Origin of the sequence: Rossellomorea marisflavi, assembly GCF_022170785.1 — a bacterium.
Taxonomy (GTDB): Bacteria; Bacillota; Bacilli; order Bacillales; family Bacillaceae_B; genus Rossellomorea; species Rossellomorea marisflavi_B.
The window spans coordinates 3,018,554-3,036,510 of record NZ_CP081870.1 but is presented as its reverse complement, the minus strand read 5'-3'; the positions used below and the strand labels follow the sequence as shown (position 1 = coordinate 3,036,510).

The following is a 17,957-nucleotide window of genomic DNA, read 5'->3' as shown; positions in this document are numbered from 1 at the left end:
AATCGGTTTCATTTAAGTGAACATTTCGTCTTTTGCATCGAGAGGGCGGAACTAGTTGAGAACGGCTATTCTTCATGGTATTTTAGAAATAAACCTTGTATCATTGGACCATAATAAGTAGGGAGATTGGCATATTTACCATTTTCCTGAATTATGTGAAAGCATTAACAAATGCGTATGTTCTTTTTACATAGATATGCATATAACTCAAGAGGTGATTGAAGTGAAAAAGATTGGTGTACTAACGAGTGGCGGAGATTCGCCAGGGATGAACGCGGCAGTGCGTGCCGTCGTCCGTAAAGCAATTTTTATGGATGTTGAAGTATACGGGATTTATCAAGGATATAACGGATTGATCAACGGGAACATCCAAAAGCTTGAGCTTGGTTCCGTCGGTGATATCATCCACCGCGGAGGAACGATGCTCTACACAGCCCGCTGTGAGGAGTTCAAGACAAAGGAAGGCCAGAAAAAAGGGATTGAACAGCTTGAGAAGTTCGGGATCGAAGGGCTTGTCGTCATCGGTGGAGATGGATCCTATCAAGGAGCCAAGGCCCTGACTGAGTGGGGTTATCCATGCGTGGGCGTTCCGGGTACGATCGACAACGATATTCCGGGTACGGAATATACGATCGGTTTTGATACGGCGCTGAATACGGTCATCGATGCCATCGATAAGATCCGTGATACGGCGACGTCACATGAGCGTACATTCATCATTGAAGTCATGGGCCGCAATGCAGGCGATATCGCCCTTTGGTCCGGTCTTGCAGGTGGTGCGGAAACCGTCCTCATCCCTGAAGAGAAATTCGATATGGATGACGTGATCACGCGTCTGAATAAAGGCCAGGAGCGCGGAAAGAAACACAGCATCATCGTCGTGGCCGAAGGCGTCATGTCAGGTAATGAATTTGCCGACCGTTTCAAGGAAGCAACCGGTATGGATACACGCGTTTCTGTCCTCGGCCACATCCAGCGCGGTGGAACCCCGACTGCATCTGACCGTGTGCTTGCAAGCAGGCTCGGTGCCAAAGCAGTGGAACTGCTCGTGAGTGGGAATGGCGGTCGTGCTGTAGGGATCGAAAAGAACCAGCTTGTTGATTATGATATCATTGAAGCATTGGCCAAACCACATCATATCGACCTTGAGATGTATAATCTTTCCAAAGAACTTTCTATCTAATAAAGAAGTACAAACCCAGGAGGTAACAAAATGAGAAAAACAAAAATTGTATGTACGATCGGACCTGCCAGTGAAAGCGTAGAGAAACTGTCACAGCTTATCGATGCTGGAATGAATGTAACACGCCTGAATTTCTCTCACGGTGACTTTGAAGAGCATGGACAACGGATCATCAACATCCGTGAAGCTGCTGCAAAAGCCGGTAAGAATATCGGGATCCTCCTTGATACAAAAGGACCTGAAATCCGTACGCACACAATGGAAAACGGCGGCCTCGAGCTTGAAAAAGGCAAGAACATCATCGTTTCCATGAAAGAAGTCGTCGGTACATTGGACAAGTTCTCCGTTTCGTATGAAGGCTTGATCGATGATGTACATGAAGGCTCTAAAATCCTTCTTGACGATGGTTTGATCGGACTTGAAGTCACTAAGATCGATAAAGCAAACGGTGAAATCCACACGGTCATCAACAACAGCGGTGCCCTTAAAAATAAAAAAGGCGTCAACGTACCGGGCGTTTCAGTGAATCTTCCTGGAATCACTGAAAAAGATGCTAATGACATTGTCTTCGGTATCGAACAAGGAATTGATTTCATCGCGGCTTCATTCGTTCGCCGTGCGTCTGACGTCCTTGAAATCCGTCAGCTCCTTGAAGAGCATAACGCATCTCACATCCACATCATTCCTAAAATCGAAAACCAAGAGGGTGTCGATAATATCGATGAAATCCTTGAAGTATCCGACGGTTTGATGGTTGCACGTGGAGATCTTGGTGTTGAGATCCCTGCTGAAGAAGTACCACTTGTCCAGAAAATGCTGATCAAGAAGTGTAACGCACAAGGTAAACCAGTCATCACAGCTACCCAAATGCTTGATTCCATGCAGCGTAACCCACGTCCGACACGTGCGGAAGCAAGTGACGTCGCCAACGCGATCTTCGATGGCACGGATGCCATCATGCTTTCAGGGGAAACGGCAGCAGGAAGCTATCCAGTCGAAGCTGTTCAGACGATGCATAACATCGCTTCAAGAGCGGAGCAGGACCTTGATTCAAGCGCGATTCTGTCTGCACGCATCAAAGATTGTGAGCACAACATGACCGATGCCATCGGACAATCTGTTGCTCATACAGCCATCAACCTTGACGTAAATGCGATTGTTGCTCCAACGGAAAGCGGACATACAGCACGTATGATCTCGAAATACCGTCCGAAGGCGCCGATTGTTGCTGTCACAAGCGATGATTCCGTTACAAGAAGATTGGCACTTGTATGGGGTGTATTCCCTACCATGGGTCAAAAGGCTTCCACAACGGATGAAATGCTTCAAATGGCAGTCGATGAGAGCATGAATTCCGGTTTGACTAAACATGGTGACCTGATTGTGATCACGGCTGGTGTTCCAATCGGAGAATCCGGAACAACAAACCTTATGAAGATTCACGTTGTCGGTGACATCGTAGCAAAAGGCCAAGGAATCGGACGCAAATCTGCATTCGGTAAAGCGGTCGTTGCTTCATCTGCTGAAGAAGCGGTAAGCAAGACAAAAGAAGGATCCGTCCTTGTGACAATCGGAACGGATAAAGAAATGATGCCAGCCCTCGAGAAATGCTCAGCATTGATCGTGGAAGAAGGCGGATTGACTAGCCATGCAGCCGTCGTGGGAATCAACCTCGGCATCCCTGTGATCGTTGGAGTGGAAAACGCTACTTCATTGTTCCAGGATGGACAGGAAATCACGGTTGATGCGACTCGCGGCGTCGTTTACAACGGTCAGGCAAGCATCCTTTAATCAATAGAAGGGCCGGAACCAATTGTTGGTTCCGGCCTTTTTGTATGGGTTCCGGCCAAACCTGTGCTATACTGGGTGAAACGACAAATCGTCTGGAGGAATCCATTCATGAAATACATTCTCGCTTCCCTCATCATCTTTCCGTTTGTTGAAATCAGCCTGTTGATCTGGTCGGGTCATCTGATCGGAGCTTTCCCTACCATCTCCCTTATGATCCTGACGGGAGTCCTGGGGGCGTTCCTTGCTAAAAAGCAGGGTCTTGATGCAATCCGGAAAGTCCAGCAGGATATCCAAAGCGGCCAAATGCCAGGTGGACACGTAACGGATGGCCTCTGCATTGCAGCAGGTGGCCTCCTCCTCATCCTGCCGGGATTTGTTTCGGACTTACTCGGTATCATCCTGTTGCTGCCGCCGACGCGCAGCATGGTCAAGCCTGTCCTCTTCAAACTGTTCAGGAGATGGGGAAGGAACCGGAATGTCATCATCTACCGCTAATCGTGTAAAAGAAGCTGGGACAAACGTGTTTTAGCCATAGTAAAACCCGAATTCAATTGCTTATCATGGGCAAATGAATTCGGGTTTTTACTTTGTTTCATGACCATCAATGTTTCCAGCGACAAGACGAGGCCTAGCAAATGTAAGACCTTGCAGGCTTGCCGGGGTGGCTCACGGACTACCATCGGAAAGCGGATCATGGGGATATAAGGAACCGATAGTGATCGTGTCCGTCAGTATCAATCCCTTATATCATTTTTCTCCGACGATGAATCGCCAAGTGTCCTTGAACACACCCGCACGGTGCAGCGTTTGGCCGATGACCAAGACGATGGGACCGACAATGAGTCCGAGGAAACCGATGAGCTTGAAGCCCACAAACAGAGCCACAAGTGTCGCAAGGGGGTCGAGTCCGATGCTTGAAGAAAGGATTTTCGGCTCCATGATCTGCCTTTGGACAATCACGACCACATAGAGGACAGATAACCCGATCCCGAGCCCCACATTCCCCGTGATGAATTCATAGGCAATCCATGGGACGAATACGACTCCTGTACCAAGGTAGGGCATCAGATCCACAAGCCCCGTTACCAGTGCGATGGTGATGGCGTAATCCACTTTCAGGATCAGCAGACCGATGAGCACCATGATAGCCGTGATGGAGATCAGGGTGAACTGAGCCCTGATGAAGCCGAACAAGGCCTTCTTCAAGTCGACAATGACCTTCCTGCCGCTCGTCATGGCTTTCCCGGGAATAAACCGTTCTGCCTTTGAGGATAATGTATACCAGTCCTTACTGATGAAGAAGGTGGCCAGTGCTGAGAAAATCAGGACAGTGGCAGCATTCGGGATCCACGAAACGAGCTGTGGGAGCCTCGTGAAGAAGTTTTGCAGAAAGTCCCCTGCAGAAGTGGCGATCCTCGTTCCTGCCGCCTGTATATTTTCCAAGACCGTATCCTGTTGTCCGGCATCGAGGTTTTTGAACAAACCGGACACCTGCTCATAGAACGGCATGACCTTGCCGGCTATAAGATCCTCCCCGTAATCCACGAGGGTTTCGACATGTTTAGGTAAAACTTCTGCCAAATAATTGGCTCCGGAGACAATTTCCGCAATCAGCAGGGTGATTAATCCTGCAAAACCTGATACAATCATGAGCAGGGAAAGGGTCACGGCCCAAATGCGCGGAAGCCTCGCCTTTTTTTCAAGAACATTGACCAGTGGGTTCATGAGGAAGGCGATTGCAATGGCAATCACAAAAGGGTAAGCGAGTTTCCATATGTAGAACAAGGCAATGAACGCAAAGCACACGATTGCTATGACAATGAGAAAGCGAATAATACGATTTAAATACTCCAGGTTCAACGTCATCCCTCCTAAAGCTATTCTATTCTATTTTAATCCAGGTAAGAACGGAAAGATAGTTTTCAACCAGGTTTGTTAACAGCTGTTGGTATGGTAGGATAACGTTTGAATGGAGACAGAGAGGAGGAAGGATGGCTTGTCCCAGCCTTTATTATTTTTACTGCTATTATTAGGGATCGGGTTCGTTGCCAAGAACCAATCCATCATCATTGCATCGGCCGTATTGATCATCCTCAGGGTCGTGGGAGCGGACGAGAAGATTTTCAGCACCATATCGGGAAAAGGGATCAACTGGGGGGTGACGATCATCACGATCGCCGTACTTGCCCCCATCGCCACCGGTGAGATCGGCTTCAAGGATCTCATTTCATCCATGAAATCCCCGTATGCCTGGATTGCGTTGATATCCGGGATGGCTGTGGCCATCATTGCCAAGAATGGCTTGACCCTCCTCGAAAACGATCCCCACATCACGACGGCGCTTGTGCTTGGTACCGTCATCGCCGTTGCCGTATTCAAGGGAGTCGCAGTAGGCCCCCTTATCGGAGCGGGGATTGCCTACCTTGCCATGAAGCTGTATGAAATGATTGTATAGAGAAGGTGTGAAAGCCCCATCCCATCAGGGACGGGGTTTTTTCTATGGTGATGAGGCGTGCCGGCACGTGGGAAAATCGAAGTGGTTTATTTTACTAGAAAAATATTTTGCACAAATTAATGCGTTTTCATTCACAAAAGTCTGAGTATTGTTTATAATAGGAAATGTAAGCGTATCCCAAGCTCACGGATCGTCATAATATGACAAAGATGTGGCGGGGAATCATTTTTTGCTGGCTGGGTGAGCAATCGCTCATTTCACGGTCAATCGTTCTTTTAAAGATCCTGAAGCCTTTCGCACGGCGATGGCTAGGGTTTTAAGCTCATAGGGAAATGGGTAGAAGTAATCAAACAAAGGAGAGATTATTATGACAGCGACTCGCGGATTAGAAGGAATTGTAGCTACTACGTCATCCATCAGTTCCATCATTGATGACACTCTTACATATGTAGGCTACAATATCGACGATCTAGCAAATAATGCTAGTTTCGAAGAGGTTATCTACTTATTGTGGCATCTTAAGCTTCCTACTGCAGGAGAGTTGGAAGAGCTATCCAACCAACTTGCAGAGAATGCAGCTCTACCACCTGAGGTGATCGAGCATTTCAAGATGTACAACACCAAGGAAGTCCACCCGATGGCAGCGCTCCGGACGGCGGTTTCCATGCTTGGCCTGTATGATGATAAGGCGGATGTCATGGATCCACAGGAAAACTACATGAAAGCCGTTCGCCTGCAGGCGAAGATCCCGACGATTGTCACGACATTCGCCCGCATCCGTAACGGACAGGAACCGATTGCCCCTCGCAAGGACTTGAACTTTGCGGCGAACTTCCTGTATATGCTGAACGGCAAAACGCCTGAGCCGGTTGAAATCGAAGCGTTCAACAAAGCCCTCGTCCTTCACGCCGACCACGAATTGAATGCGTCCACCTTCACGGCCCGTGTATGCGTTGCCACTCTATCAGATGTTTATTCTGGTGTGACGGCGGCCATTGGCGCGTTGAAAGGCCCTCTTCACGGTGGTGCGAATGAACAGGTCATGAAGATGCTCACTGAAATCGGAAGCGTCGACAAGGCTGAAGAGTACGTCCTTGATAAGCTGGAGAAGAAAGAAAAAATCATGGGCTTCGGACACCGTGTCTACCGTCAAGGGGACCCGCGTGCCAAGCATCTTAAAGAAATGTCGAAGCGCCTTACCGAGCTGACAGGTCAAGGGAAATATTACGAAATCTCCGAAAAAGTGGATGCAACGTTCACATCGAAGAAGGATCTTCCACCGAACGTCGATTTCTATTCTGCTTCCGTCTATCACAGCCTTGGGATCGACCACGATTTGTTCACGCCGATCTTTGCGGTCAGCAGGGTATCTGGCTGGCTTGCACACATCCTTGAGCAATATTCCGACAATCGTCTGATCCGTCCTCGTGCCGATTATATCGGGCCTGGAAAGCAAGAATACGTGCCGGTAAGCGAAAGAGGTTAATCACCGATATTTACAAACACTCAAAATATTGGTGTAATAGTAATAGATAAAGGGAATGACATGCTCACTGCGTTGGGCGTTGTTCCCTTTGATAATGAGTAAATGGAGGGTACATACATGACACAAGCTGAAAAAATCACGAATGAGAATGGCCAACTGAACGTCCCGAATCATCCGATCGTACCATTTATCGAAGGAGACGGAACTGGTCCTGATATCTGGGCTTCCTCTCAGCGCGTCCTTGATGCAGCCGTTGAAAAAGCGTACAACGGTGAGCGCAAGATCGAATGGAAAGAAGTATATGCAGGTGAAAAAGCATTCAACAAAACGGGTGAATGGTTGCCTGCAGAGACGCTTGACGCGATCCGCGAATATTTCATTGCCATCAAAGGACCACTGACAACTCCTGTAGGAGGCGGAATCCGCTCATTGAACGTAGCACTCCGTCAAGAGCTTGACCTGTTCACATGTCTTCGCCCTGTACGCTACTTCGAAGGCGTACCTTCACCGGTGAAGCGTCCTGAAGATACGGATATGGTCATCTTCCGTGAAAACACAGAAGATATCTATGCCGGTATCGAGTATGCAAAGGGTTCTGACGAAGTGAAAAAATTGATCAGCTTCCTTCAAGATGAGATGGGTGTTAACAAGATCCGCTTCCCTGAAACGTCCGGGATCGGGATCAAACCTGTATCAGAAGAAGGGACAAGCCGTCTTGTGCGCGCTGCTATCAACTATGCGATCACAGAAGGTCGCAAGTCTGTAACCCTTGTCCACAAAGGAAACATCATGAAGTTCACTGAAGGAGCCTTCAAAAACTGGGGCTACGAGCTTGCTGAGAAGGAATTCGGCGATAAAGTATTCACTTGGGCTCAATACGATAAGATCAAGGATGCTGACGGTCTTGATGCAGCCAACAAAGCACAAGCTGATGCTGAAGCTGCTGGTAAGATCATCGTAAAAGATTCCATCGCGGATATCTTCCTTCAACAAATCCTTACGCGTCCTGCTGAATTCGATGTTGTAGCTACCATGAACCTGAACGGTGACTACATCTCGGATGCCCTAGCTGCACAAGTCGGCGGAATCGGAATTGCTCCTGGAGCAAACATCAACTATGAATCCGGCCATGCCATCTTTGAAGCAACACACGGGACTGCACCTAAATATGCAGGCCTTGATAAAGTGAATCCATCTTCTGTCATCCTATCCGGCGTTCTTCTTCTCGAGCACCTCGGTTGGAATGAAGCAGCAGATCTGATCACGAAATCAATGGAAAAAACAATCGCTTCCAAAGTCGTAACCTATGACTTTGCCCGTCTCATGGATGGAGCAACAGAAGTGAAATGTTCAGAGTTCGGTACAGCCTTGATCGACAATATGTAATTCATTTACTGACAGGGGCAGAATTTGCTCCTGTCTTACATAAGAACAGGGGGAAGCAATGATGACAATCAAACGTAGAAAAGTTTCAGTAATCGGTGGAGGATTCACTGGTGCCACAACAGCATTGATGCTTGCACAAAAAGAACTTTCTGATGTGGTGCTTGTTGATATCCCGCAAAATGAAGATCCGACCAAAGGAAAGGCTTTGGATATGCTTGAAGCAAGTCCGGTACAAGGATTCGATTCGAACATCATCGGTACGTCGAACTATGAAGATACGAAGGACTCTGACATCGTCGTCATCACAGCTGGTATCGCGCGTAAGCCTGGAATGAGCCGTGATGATCTTGTTCAGACGAATCAAAAAGTCATGAAGTCCGTGACGCAGGAAATCGTGAAGTACTCACCAAACTGTTACATCATCGTATTGACGAACCCTGTGGATGCCATGACCTATACGGTGTTCAAAGAGTCCGGATTCCCTAAAGAGCGTGTGATCGGTCAATCGGGTGTGCTTGATACTGCCCGCTTCCGTACATTCGTTGCCCAAGAGCTAAATCTATCAGTGAAAGATGTTACTGGTTTCGTTCTTGGTGGACATGGAGACGATATGGTACCACTCATCCGCTATTCCTATGCAGGCGGAATCCCGCTTGAAACATTGATCCCGAAAGATCGCCTCGATGCCATCGTGGAGCGCACGCGTAAAGGCGGTGGGGAAATCGTCGGTCTTCTTGGAAACGGAAGTGCCTACTATGCACCTGCAGCCTCACTCGTTCAAATGGTTGAAGCGATCCTCAAAGATCAACGCCGCGTCATCCCTGCCATCGCCTATCTTGAAGGCGAATACGGATATGACGGCATCTACCTCGGTGTACCAACGATCCTTGGTGGAAACGGTCTTGAGAAAATCATCGAGCTTGAACTGACGGAAGAAGAGAAAACAGCACTCGGCCAATCGGCAAGTGCCGTCAAAAACGTCATGGAAGCATTGGTTTAAACCTAGCCCCTTAGGCTGGAACAAACATGGTTCAGTCATAGTGAAACCCGAATTTATTTGTCTGAAATAAGGCAAATGAATTCGGTTTTTTCATTTATTTCACAAACATTTTTCTATCGTTTCTAGCGGTTGATTGGAGTGCAAGACGAAGACTCCAGCGGGAAGTGTAGCTGATGTGAGACCCCTCAGGCCTGCCGAGGAGGCTCACGGGCTACCCGCGAAAAGCGAAGTCTTGCACGGAAATCATAAGCGGTATAAAGAAACTATACGATTGTGTTCGTCATTTCATGGCATCTTTTTCGTTTTGTACGACCTTTTTTCATGCACTGAATCGCTTTTGAAATTCTACTAAAAAGTCCTTTGTTTGGGCACAATAGAAATGATACTATATTAATAGACAGACTATTTAAAAATGTAAGTGTTTACATTCAGGAGGTGCGTCCATGTTACTGGGTAAAAAAAGAAAACCGGGAAGAAAAATCGAAGATATGACCATTGGTGAGAAGCTGACGCTTACAGAGAAGATCGAGGACAATGAACTCCTTCTCTATCTTGGTTTGACGAATGATGCCAATCCTTTATATATTCAGCACGACTATGCATCGCAAACGCCTTTCAAGAAGCCGATCGTCCCATCCATCATGCTGACGGGAATCATCACATCAGCTGTCTCAAAATACCTGCCAGGACCCGGCTCCCATATCACCGAACAATCGATCCAATTCCATAAGCCAGTCTATCACTATGCCACCGTCCGCTTCCTGTTCGAAGTGAAGGAGATCGATCTGAAGGCCCATTCCGTCATCATCGAAGTCACTGCAGACAACGAAGACGATGAAAGGGTCGTGACGGGAAGAATCAGCGTATGCCCGCCACATCGGTTGGAAAAGATGAATAGTCACGCGTTGGAAAATTTTTGAGCCGCTCCCTTTAGAGGGAGTTTTTTTATTCTGAGTCGCGAACCCTCCCGACACTCAAAATGGGCGCGGTCCCATTCCTACGCATCCTTTCTGAAATGCCGGATGGAAGAGGGGACATTTAGCCCGACTATTCTCTAAACGCCGAATAGTAGTGGTAACAAGACAAAATTATATTATAATAAAAGTACAATTACATAATGCTAATGGATGAAGGGGTAAATTCATTCTCTTGGAGGCCTATAATCAATGAGCAAAAACATTCTGGTAGTGGATGATGAACAATCGATCGCAACATTGTTAAAATACAACCTGGAACAATCGGGTTATGCTGTCATGACGGCACATGACGGGGAGGAAGGCTTGAATAAGGCCGTCTCTGAATCACCCGATTTGATCATCCTTGATCTGATGCTTCCATCCATGGATGGGATCGAAGTATGCAAAGAACTGCGCCAGCGCAAGATCAGTACGCCGATCCTCATGCTGACGGCTAAGGATGATGAGTTCGATAAGGTTCTGGGGCTTGAGCTCGGTGCCGATGACTATATGACGAAACCTTTCAGTCCCCGTGAAGTAGTGGCAAGGGTGAAAGCGATCCTGAGAAGGAGCCAGGCATCCGCTGCCGTGAAAGAACAATCCGAAGGCCAAGACGTGGACTACAAGGAAGTCGGAGAATTGAAAGTGTACCCCGAACAATATGAAGCGTATTTCCAAGGTGAACTACTTGAACTGACGCCGAAGGAATTTGAACTTCTTCTCTACCTGACAGACAACCGGGGAAGAGTGTTGACGAGAGACCAGCTCTTGAGCGCCGTGTGGAATTATGATTTTGCAGGCGACACGAGGATCGTGGATGTGCATATCAGCCATCTCCGTGAGAAAATCGAGACCAATACGAAGAAACCGATTTACATCAAGACCATCAGGGGTCTTGGCTATAAATTAGAGGGTCCCAAATCCTCATGACCAAGTATAGGACGAAGCTTCTTCTGGCGCTCATCACCCTCATCATCGGCGTGTTGATCGGGCTGGGCCTTCTGCTTGGACAAATCTTCAAGAATTTTTATCTGGAGACGCTGAACTCCAGGATCCAGAAAGAAGCAAGACTTCTTGCCAATTCAATAGAAGAAAACGGACCGCTCCAGGGAACGAATCCTTCCATCATCAATGAGCTCAGCGATATTCTCGATGTTCGAATCACCCTGCTGGATGAGGACGGGAAGGTCATTGACGATACGAAAAGACCGAATTCCCTCGGGAATCAGAAGCAGAAGGAGATCATCGCATCCATCAAGGATGACTGGGATGTGAAGGATCGTCACAAGAAGGTGGTCGATGAAGGCAGGGAGTTCCGTTACTATTGGTATCCCCTCAATCAGAAAGGGAATCAATCCGACGGACTCCTCATCATGAGTACCGAGGTGGATGAATTCGAAGAAGGGAATCAGCAGATTTGGCTGGTCCTGACGATTTCCCTCGTACTCGCCCTTGTTCTGATCATCATCCTGGGATCAAGGATCACCGTACGATATACAAAACCGATTGAATCGGCCACCAATGTAGCCATGGAGCTTGCGAAAGGGAATTATCGTGCCAGGACCTTCGAGGATCGACTCGATGAGACCAGCATGCTGAGTTCATCGATCAATATCCTGGCCCGTAACCTTCAGGAAATGGTCAATGCCCAGGAAATGCAGCAGGACAGACTCACCACCCTGATCGAAAATATGGGAAGTGCCCTTCTCCTCATCGATCATCGCGGGTTCATCGTATTGACCAACCGCACCTTCCGGGAATTTTTCGATTTGGAGGAAAAGGACCTGCGGAAGGTCCGCTATCATGAAGTGATCCATTTTCAAGAGGTGAATCGATTGGTGGAGGAGATCTTCATGACAGAGAAGCGGGTCCGGAAGCAGATCCTTCTTCCTTACCAGATCGAGCGGAGGCACTACGAGGTATACGGGGCTCCGATCATCGGGCATAACAATGTGTGGAAAGGGATCGTCGTGGTCTTCCATGATATCACGGAACTAAAAAAGCTCGAGCAGATGAGAAAAGATTTTGTCGCCAATGTGTCGCATGAATTGAAGACGCCGATCACATCGATCAAAGGCTTCTCTGAAACCCTCCTCGATGGGGCGATGAAGGATGAAGACACCTTGAGGAATTTCCTCGACATCATCCTGAAGGAAAGCGACCGTCTTCAATCACTGATCCAGGATCTCCTTGAGCTATCAAAAGTGGAAAAGAGCGGGTTCGAGCTCTCCCTTCAAAAGGAGTCCATATCCGGTCTCATCGAAGAGATCTTACCAATACTGAACGAGCGTGCCAGGGAAAAGGGCATCACCCTGGATGTGCACAATGAATCCCCGGTCCTCGCAGAGGTGGACAGCTACCGGTTGAAGCAGGTGTTCATCAACCTGATCAGCAATGCGATATCCTACACTCCCCAAGGCGGGATCGTGGAAGTCGGAGTGGAGGATGCAGGCAAGCAAGTGCTTGTCTCCATAAAGGATAACGGGATCGGAATCGCCCAAGAGGAGATTCCGCGTATATTCGAACGCTTCTATCGGGTTGATAAAGCAAGGAGCCGGAACTCTGGAGGAACCGGTCTGGGCCTTGCCATCGTCAAGCACATCCTGGAGGCCCATGAGGCGAAGATCGAAGTCGAGAGTGAACTGAATCAGGGGACGACATTCAAGGTCCTATTGAACAAACAATTTCATGAGGGCATCCATGAAGGGGAATGATGGTTTTTTTACAAACCATTTACAAAGTGTTAAATTCCGGTTAACATACCGGTGATACGATACTAAGTGAAACCCCTTCATCCAAGGTGTTGATGAAAAGACGAGAACCGACCCCGTTCTCGTCTTTTTGCATGGAATTTTTCCCACCATTGTAATATTCCTGAAACTTTTCAGGGGAAGGACCGTATAGATTAGTAGAATGGGTCAGACAAAATGGGGGGATTTCATGAGCTTGAAGCAAACGTATAAGGTGACGGGGATGGTGTTGGGAGCACTGATCCTCATCGCGGTACTGGTGACGTCGTGGTACACGGTGGATGAGTCGGAACAGGCGCTTGTCCTTACATTCGGGAAGGCAGGGGATCCCGTAGTGGAACCGGGCCTGCACTTTAAGATGCCTTGGCCGATCCAACAGGTAGAAACGCTATCAAAAGAAACGTTCACACTTCAATTCGGGTATGAAGAAAGCGAAGGGGAAATCAAAAATTTCCCGAAAGAAACCAAAATGATCACGGGTGATGAATACATCGTCCTGGCCGATTTAGTTGTGCAGTGGAAAATCACCGATCCCGAAGGCTATCTCTTCAATGCCGAAAACCCGAAGGAAATTCTCTATGATGCCACATCCTCATCCATCAGGAGCATCATCGGCAGTTCGCTGATCGATGATGCATTGACCTCGGGAAAGGCCAAGATCGAAGGCGATGTCAGAGACCTTCTGACCAATCTGATAGAAGACTATGATATAGGGATTTCCATCATCGGTGTAAAGCTGCAGGACGTGGAACTGCCGAATGAAGATGTGCGCTCCTCCTTCACGGCCGTAACCGATGCGCGTGAAATGAAAAATACAAAAACCAATGAAGCCAAAAAGTATCAGAATCAGCGCATGAATGAAGCACAGGGAGAGAAGAAGGCGATCATGTCCAAGGCAAAGGGCGACAAGATTGCAAGGATCGAACAGGCACGTGGGGATGTGGCCGTTTTCGATAAACTCTATGATCAATACAAAACCAACCCGGATATCACACGGAAACGTCTGGTTCTTGAAAGCCTTGAAACCGTCCTGCCAAATGCCGAGATCTACATTATGAAAGATGACGGGGAAACCCTGAAGCACTTCCCGATCCGACCGATGGAAGGGAAAGCGAAGGCGGAGGCGGAAGAAAAGGAGGCGAAGGCCGATGAGTAATCCTAACGTCTATCAATTCGAGAAGAAAGAGCGGCCTCCGACAGACTGGAAGCCTTACGTCAGGACAGGGATATTCCTGGTGGTACTCCTTGCACTTCTCCTGGTTGCCTTCACCTCCGTATATATTGTGAAAGAAGGAGAATACAAGGTTGTCCGCCAGTTCGGTGAAGTGGTGCGGATCGACGAAGAGCCGGGCCTGAAGGTGAAGGTTCCCTTCATACAATCAGTGACGACGTTGACGAAGCGGCAGATGACATCGGATGTGACAGAAGCTGAGATCAATACAAAGGATAAAAAGCGGATGCTCATCGATAACTATGCCGTATGGCAGATCACCGATCCTTTGAAGATGATCTCCAATGCACGGAATGTCATCAACGCAGAGGCGAAGATGGAGGATTTCATCTATTCCGTGGTCAGGGCAGAGCTTGGTAAACTGGAATATGAAGAGGTCATCAATGATGAGAAGTCATCGAGAGGGAGCCTGAACGACCAGATCACCGATAAGGTCAATGAACTTCTTGAAAACCAGCAGTATGGGGTGGTGGTCAAAGATGTGCGGATCAAACGCACCGACCTGCCTGAGGCCAATGAGAAGTCCGTCTATACCAGGATGATTTCGGAGCGGGAATCCAAGGCGCAGGAGTACCTTTCCCAGGGGGATGCGGAGAAACAGAGCATCACGGCCGAAACGGACCGTGAAGTGAAGGAGCTCATCGCAAAAGCAGAAACGGAGGCCAATGTGATCAGGGCTGAGGGGGAATCCGAAGCGGCGGTGATTTATAATAAATCATTCTCTAAAGACCCTGAGTTCTATGATCTTTACCGTACGCTTGAAACCTACAAAAAGACGATCGACGATGAAACTGTGATCGTCCTTCCATCCGATTCACCTTATGCCCGCCTGCTGATGGGCTATACTGAATGATCGAAAAGCCTCCTGTCCGGAGGCTTTTGTTGTGCGATGGGAGACTCCAGCCGTTAGCCAGTATGGAAGGGAGGGTCCTCACCCGTTTTCAGCACGATGGGCAGGGCCGGACACCGTGTCCCTCATGGCGGTCAGGGGTGGGGATTTTTCCTTTCAATCCCGGTCATGGTAGAATGGGTATAGAGAAGGTTCATCCTTATGTGATGAACGTACAGGAGGTACCGCCATGTCAAAAAAACTAGTCTTGATCGATGGAAACAGTATCGCATATCGCGCATTTTTTGCCCTGCCGCTGTTGAACAACGATAAAGGTGTACATACGAATGCCGTCTATGGCTTCACTACGATGCTTCAAAGGATCCTCGAGGATGAGAAACCCTCGCATATCCTGGTTGCATTCGATGCCGGAAAGACCACTTTCAGGCATGAAACATTCAAGGAATATAAAGGGGGCAGACAAAAGACCCCGCCCGAGCTATCGGAACAGTTCCCCTACATCCGGGAGCTTTTGGATGCATATGGGATCAAACGATACGAGAAGGAGAACTACGAGGCCGATGACATCATCGGGACCCTGTCACTGAGGGCCGAAGCGGAAGGCTTTGACGTGAAAGTGTTTTCGGGAGACAAGGATCTCACGCAGCTCAGCTCGGATAAAACGACGGTGTGCATCACCCGTAAAGGGATCACGGATCTTGAAATCTATACCCCTGAACACGTGAAGGAAAAGTGGGAGATCACGCCTGACCGTGTCATCGATATGAAGGGCCTCATGGGTGACAGCTCGGATAATATCCCTGGTGTGCCGGGTGTCGGTGAGAAGACGGCGATCAAACTGTTGAAGCAGTTCGGAACGCTTGAAGAGCTTCTCGCTTCCATCGATCAGGTGAGCGGAAAGAAGCTGAAGGAAAAGCTTGAAGAAAACAAGGAACAGGCCATCATGAGCAAGGAACTGGCGACAATCCTCCGTGAAGCGCCGGTGGATGTGGGCCTTGACGACCTCCACTATGATGGGGAGGAAACCCAGGAACTGAAAGCCGTTTTCAAGGATCTCGGCTTCAATTCCCTTCTCGAAAAAATGGGGGAAACCGTCGAGGAAGAAACGGTGGAACAAGAGGAGATTTCATTCGACGTACTGGACGAGATCAACGAGGATCATCTTGCACGGGAGAGCTCCCTCTATATCGAAATGCTCGAGGATAATTATCATACAGGCAAGGTCATCGGGATCGGTCTTCACAATGAAAAGGGAACCTATTTCTTTTCCATGGAAACAGCTGTTGCCTCCCCTGCGTTCAAAGAATGGGCGGAGGACGGTGAATCCGTCAAGCATGTCTACAACGCTAAAGAAACGATCGTATCCTTCTTACGGGAGGGCATCGAAATCGAGGGGATCGACTTCGACCTCTTGCTCGCCTCTTATATCATCAATCCTTCTGAATCGAGTGAGGATTTTGCCACGATTGCCAAAGGACACGGACAGGCCGGCATGAAATCCGATGAAGCCGTCTTCGGCAAAGGGGCGAAACAGAAGGTACCGGATCTTGAGGTGCTGTCTGAACACATCGCAAGGAAGGCGTTCGTTCTCTGGACCTTGAAAGGGACATGCATGGACGAGCTCGAGGAGAACAATCAACAAGAATTGTTTACCGATCTTGAGCTTCCTCTCGCCCTGATCCTGGCCGAGATGGAACACACCGGTGTGAAGGTGGACTGTGATCGTCTGAATGAAATGAAGGATGAACTCGCCGAACGTCTTGTTGAACTGGAGAAGAAAATCCACGAGCTCGCAGGGGAAAGCTTCAATATCAATTCTCCCAAGCAGCTCGGCGTAGTCCTGTTCGATAAGCTCGGTCTGCCTGTCATCAAGAAGACGAAGACCGGCTACTCCACGTCTGCCGATGTATTGGAGAAGCTGCAGTCGAAGCATGAGATCATCGACTACATCCTCCACTATCGTCAGCTTGGCAAGCTGCAGTCCACGTACCTTGAAGGGTTGCTGAAGGTGGTTCATGAGGAAACCGGGAAGATCCATACGCGCTTCAATCAGGCTCTCACTCAGACCGGGCGCCTCAGCTCGACGGATCCGAACCTTCAGAACATCCCGATCAGGCTGGAAGAAGGTCGTAAAATCAGACAGGCATTCATTCCATCAGAAGAGGGCTGGGTGATGTTCGCGGCCGACTACTCACAGATCGAGCTTCGCGTCCTTGCCCATATCGCTAAAGATGAAAAGCTGATCGAAGCCTTCCGGAACGATATGGATATCCATACAAAGACGGCGATGGACGTCTTCGGAGTGGCAAAAGAAGACGTTACATCGAATATGAGGCGTCATGCGAAAGCCGTCAACTTCGGGATTGTTTATGGGATCAGTGACTATGGTCTTTCACAGAGCCTGGATATCTCTCGGAAAGAAGCCGGTGAGTTCATCAACAAATACCTTGAAAGCTTCCCTGGGGTAAAGGATTATATGGAAGACATCGTCCAGGATGCCAAGCAGAAAGGCTATGTCACGACCCTGCTCAAGCGCAGGAGATACCTACCTGAAATCACGAGCAGGAACTTCAACCTGCGAAGCTTTGCGGAGCGTACAGCCATGAACACCCCGATTCAAGGAAGTGCAGCCGATATCATCAAAAAAGCGATGATCGATATGGCAGCCCGCCTTGAAAAGGAAAATCTGAAATCTCGCCTTCTCCTTCAGGTGCATGATGAACTGATCTTCGAAGCGCCGAAGGATGAAATCGAGATCCTGGAAAAAATCGTACCTGAAGTCATGGAACAGACAATGGAGCTTGAAGTGCCCCTCAAGGTGGACTATTCCTATGGCGACACATGGTACGATGCCAAATAGAGAGGAGTA

14 protein-coding genes are annotated in these 17,957 nt (G+C 48.5%); 13 read left to right on the top strand and 1 reads right to left on the bottom strand.

The features are described from left to right. Nucleotides 1–223: 223 nt before the first annotated feature. From pfkA to K6T23_RS15880, 3 genes are all read left to right on the top strand, one after another. Nucleotides 224–1,183 carry a 6-phosphofructokinase gene (gene pfkA, locus K6T23_RS15890; protein ID WP_053426358.1) on the top strand — a complete coding sequence of 320 codons (960 nt, stop codon included), beginning with the start codon at nucleotides 224–226 and terminating at the stop codon, nucleotides 1,181–1,183. A 30-nt stretch (nucleotides 1,184–1,213) separates the two neighbouring features. After that, on the top strand, nucleotides 1,214–2,974 hold the full coding sequence (gene pyk / locus K6T23_RS15885) for a pyruvate kinase (RefSeq protein WP_238281702.1): 1,761 nt from the start codon (nucleotides 1,214–1,216) through the stop codon (nucleotides 2,972–2,974). A 108-nt stretch (nucleotides 2,975–3,082) separates the two neighbouring features. Continuing rightward, entirely contained in the window at nucleotides 3,083–3,469 is a 387-nt protein-coding gene (locus tag K6T23_RS15880; protein WP_053426360.1) for an FxsA family protein, read from the top strand. Nucleotides 3,470–3,721: 252 nt separating this feature from the next. On the opposite strand, the gene ytvI is transcribed toward K6T23_RS15880, so the two are convergent. After that, entirely contained in the window at nucleotides 3,722–4,834 is a 1,113-nt protein-coding gene (ytvI, locus tag K6T23_RS15875) for a sporulation integral membrane protein YtvI (protein ID WP_238281699.1), read from the bottom strand. A 109-nt stretch (nucleotides 4,835–4,943) separates the two neighbouring features. Here ytvI and K6T23_RS15870 point away from each other — a divergent pair, with 109 nt between their 5' ends. The 10 genes from K6T23_RS15870 to polA all read left to right on the top strand — a co-directional run bounded on the left by K6T23_RS15870 (nucleotide 4,944) and on the right by polA (nucleotide 17,948). Further along, complete coding sequence (locus tag K6T23_RS15870; RefSeq protein ID WP_056534944.1) at nucleotides 4,944–5,429, top strand: DUF441 domain-containing protein; 486 nt, start codon at nucleotides 4,944–4,946, stop codon at nucleotides 5,427–5,429. 367 nt (nucleotides 5,430–5,796) lie between these two features. Further along, nucleotides 5,797–6,915: a citrate synthase gene (gene citZ, locus K6T23_RS15865; protein ID WP_056534946.1), complete on the top strand. Its 1,119-nt coding sequence runs from the start codon at nucleotides 5,797–5,799 to the stop codon at nucleotides 6,913–6,915. 117 nt (nucleotides 6,916–7,032) lie between these two features. Beyond that, entirely contained in the window at nucleotides 7,033–8,301 is a 1,269-nt protein-coding gene (gene icd / locus K6T23_RS15860; protein ID WP_056534948.1) for an NADP-dependent isocitrate dehydrogenase, read from the top strand. Nucleotides 8,302–8,362: 61 nt separating this feature from the next. Continuing rightward, nucleotides 8,363–9,301, top strand: coding sequence for a malate dehydrogenase (gene mdh / locus K6T23_RS15855; protein ID WP_048006330.1), 939 nt, complete (start codon nucleotides 8,363–8,365; stop codon nucleotides 9,299–9,301). A gap of 443 nt (nucleotides 9,302–9,744) precedes the next feature. After that, nucleotides 9,745–10,221: a MaoC family dehydratase gene (locus tag K6T23_RS15850; RefSeq protein WP_148984684.1), complete on the top strand. Its 477-nt coding sequence runs from the start codon at nucleotides 9,745–9,747 to the stop codon at nucleotides 10,219–10,221. Nucleotides 10,222–10,467: 246 nt separating this feature from the next. Next, complete coding sequence (locus tag K6T23_RS15845; protein ID WP_238281698.1) at nucleotides 10,468–11,187, top strand: response regulator transcription factor; 720 nt, start codon at nucleotides 10,468–10,470, stop codon at nucleotides 11,185–11,187. After that, nucleotides 11,184–12,971: a two-component system histidine kinase PnpS gene (gene pnpS, locus K6T23_RS15840; RefSeq protein WP_056534952.1), complete on the top strand. Its 1,788-nt coding sequence runs from the start codon at nucleotides 11,184–11,186 to the stop codon at nucleotides 12,969–12,971. Before K6T23_RS15845 ends, pnpS begins: the two co-directional genes overlap by 4 nt. A gap of 226 nt (nucleotides 12,972–13,197) precedes the next feature. Then, on the top strand, nucleotides 13,198–14,163 hold the full coding sequence (gene hflK, locus K6T23_RS15835) for an FtsH protease activity modulator HflK (protein ID WP_079516787.1): 966 nt from the start codon (nucleotides 13,198–13,200) through the stop codon (nucleotides 14,161–14,163). Further along, on the top strand, nucleotides 14,156–15,091 hold the full coding sequence (gene hflC / locus K6T23_RS15830; protein ID WP_053426366.1) for a protease modulator HflC: 936 nt from the start codon (nucleotides 14,156–14,158) through the stop codon (nucleotides 15,089–15,091). Before hflK ends, hflC begins: the two co-directional genes overlap by 8 nt. A gap of 226 nt (nucleotides 15,092–15,317) precedes the next feature. Beyond that, complete coding sequence (gene polA, locus K6T23_RS15825) at nucleotides 15,318–17,948, top strand: DNA polymerase I (protein WP_238281696.1); 2,631 nt, start codon at nucleotides 15,318–15,320, stop codon at nucleotides 17,946–17,948. Nucleotides 17,949–17,957: the final 9 nt, after the last annotated feature.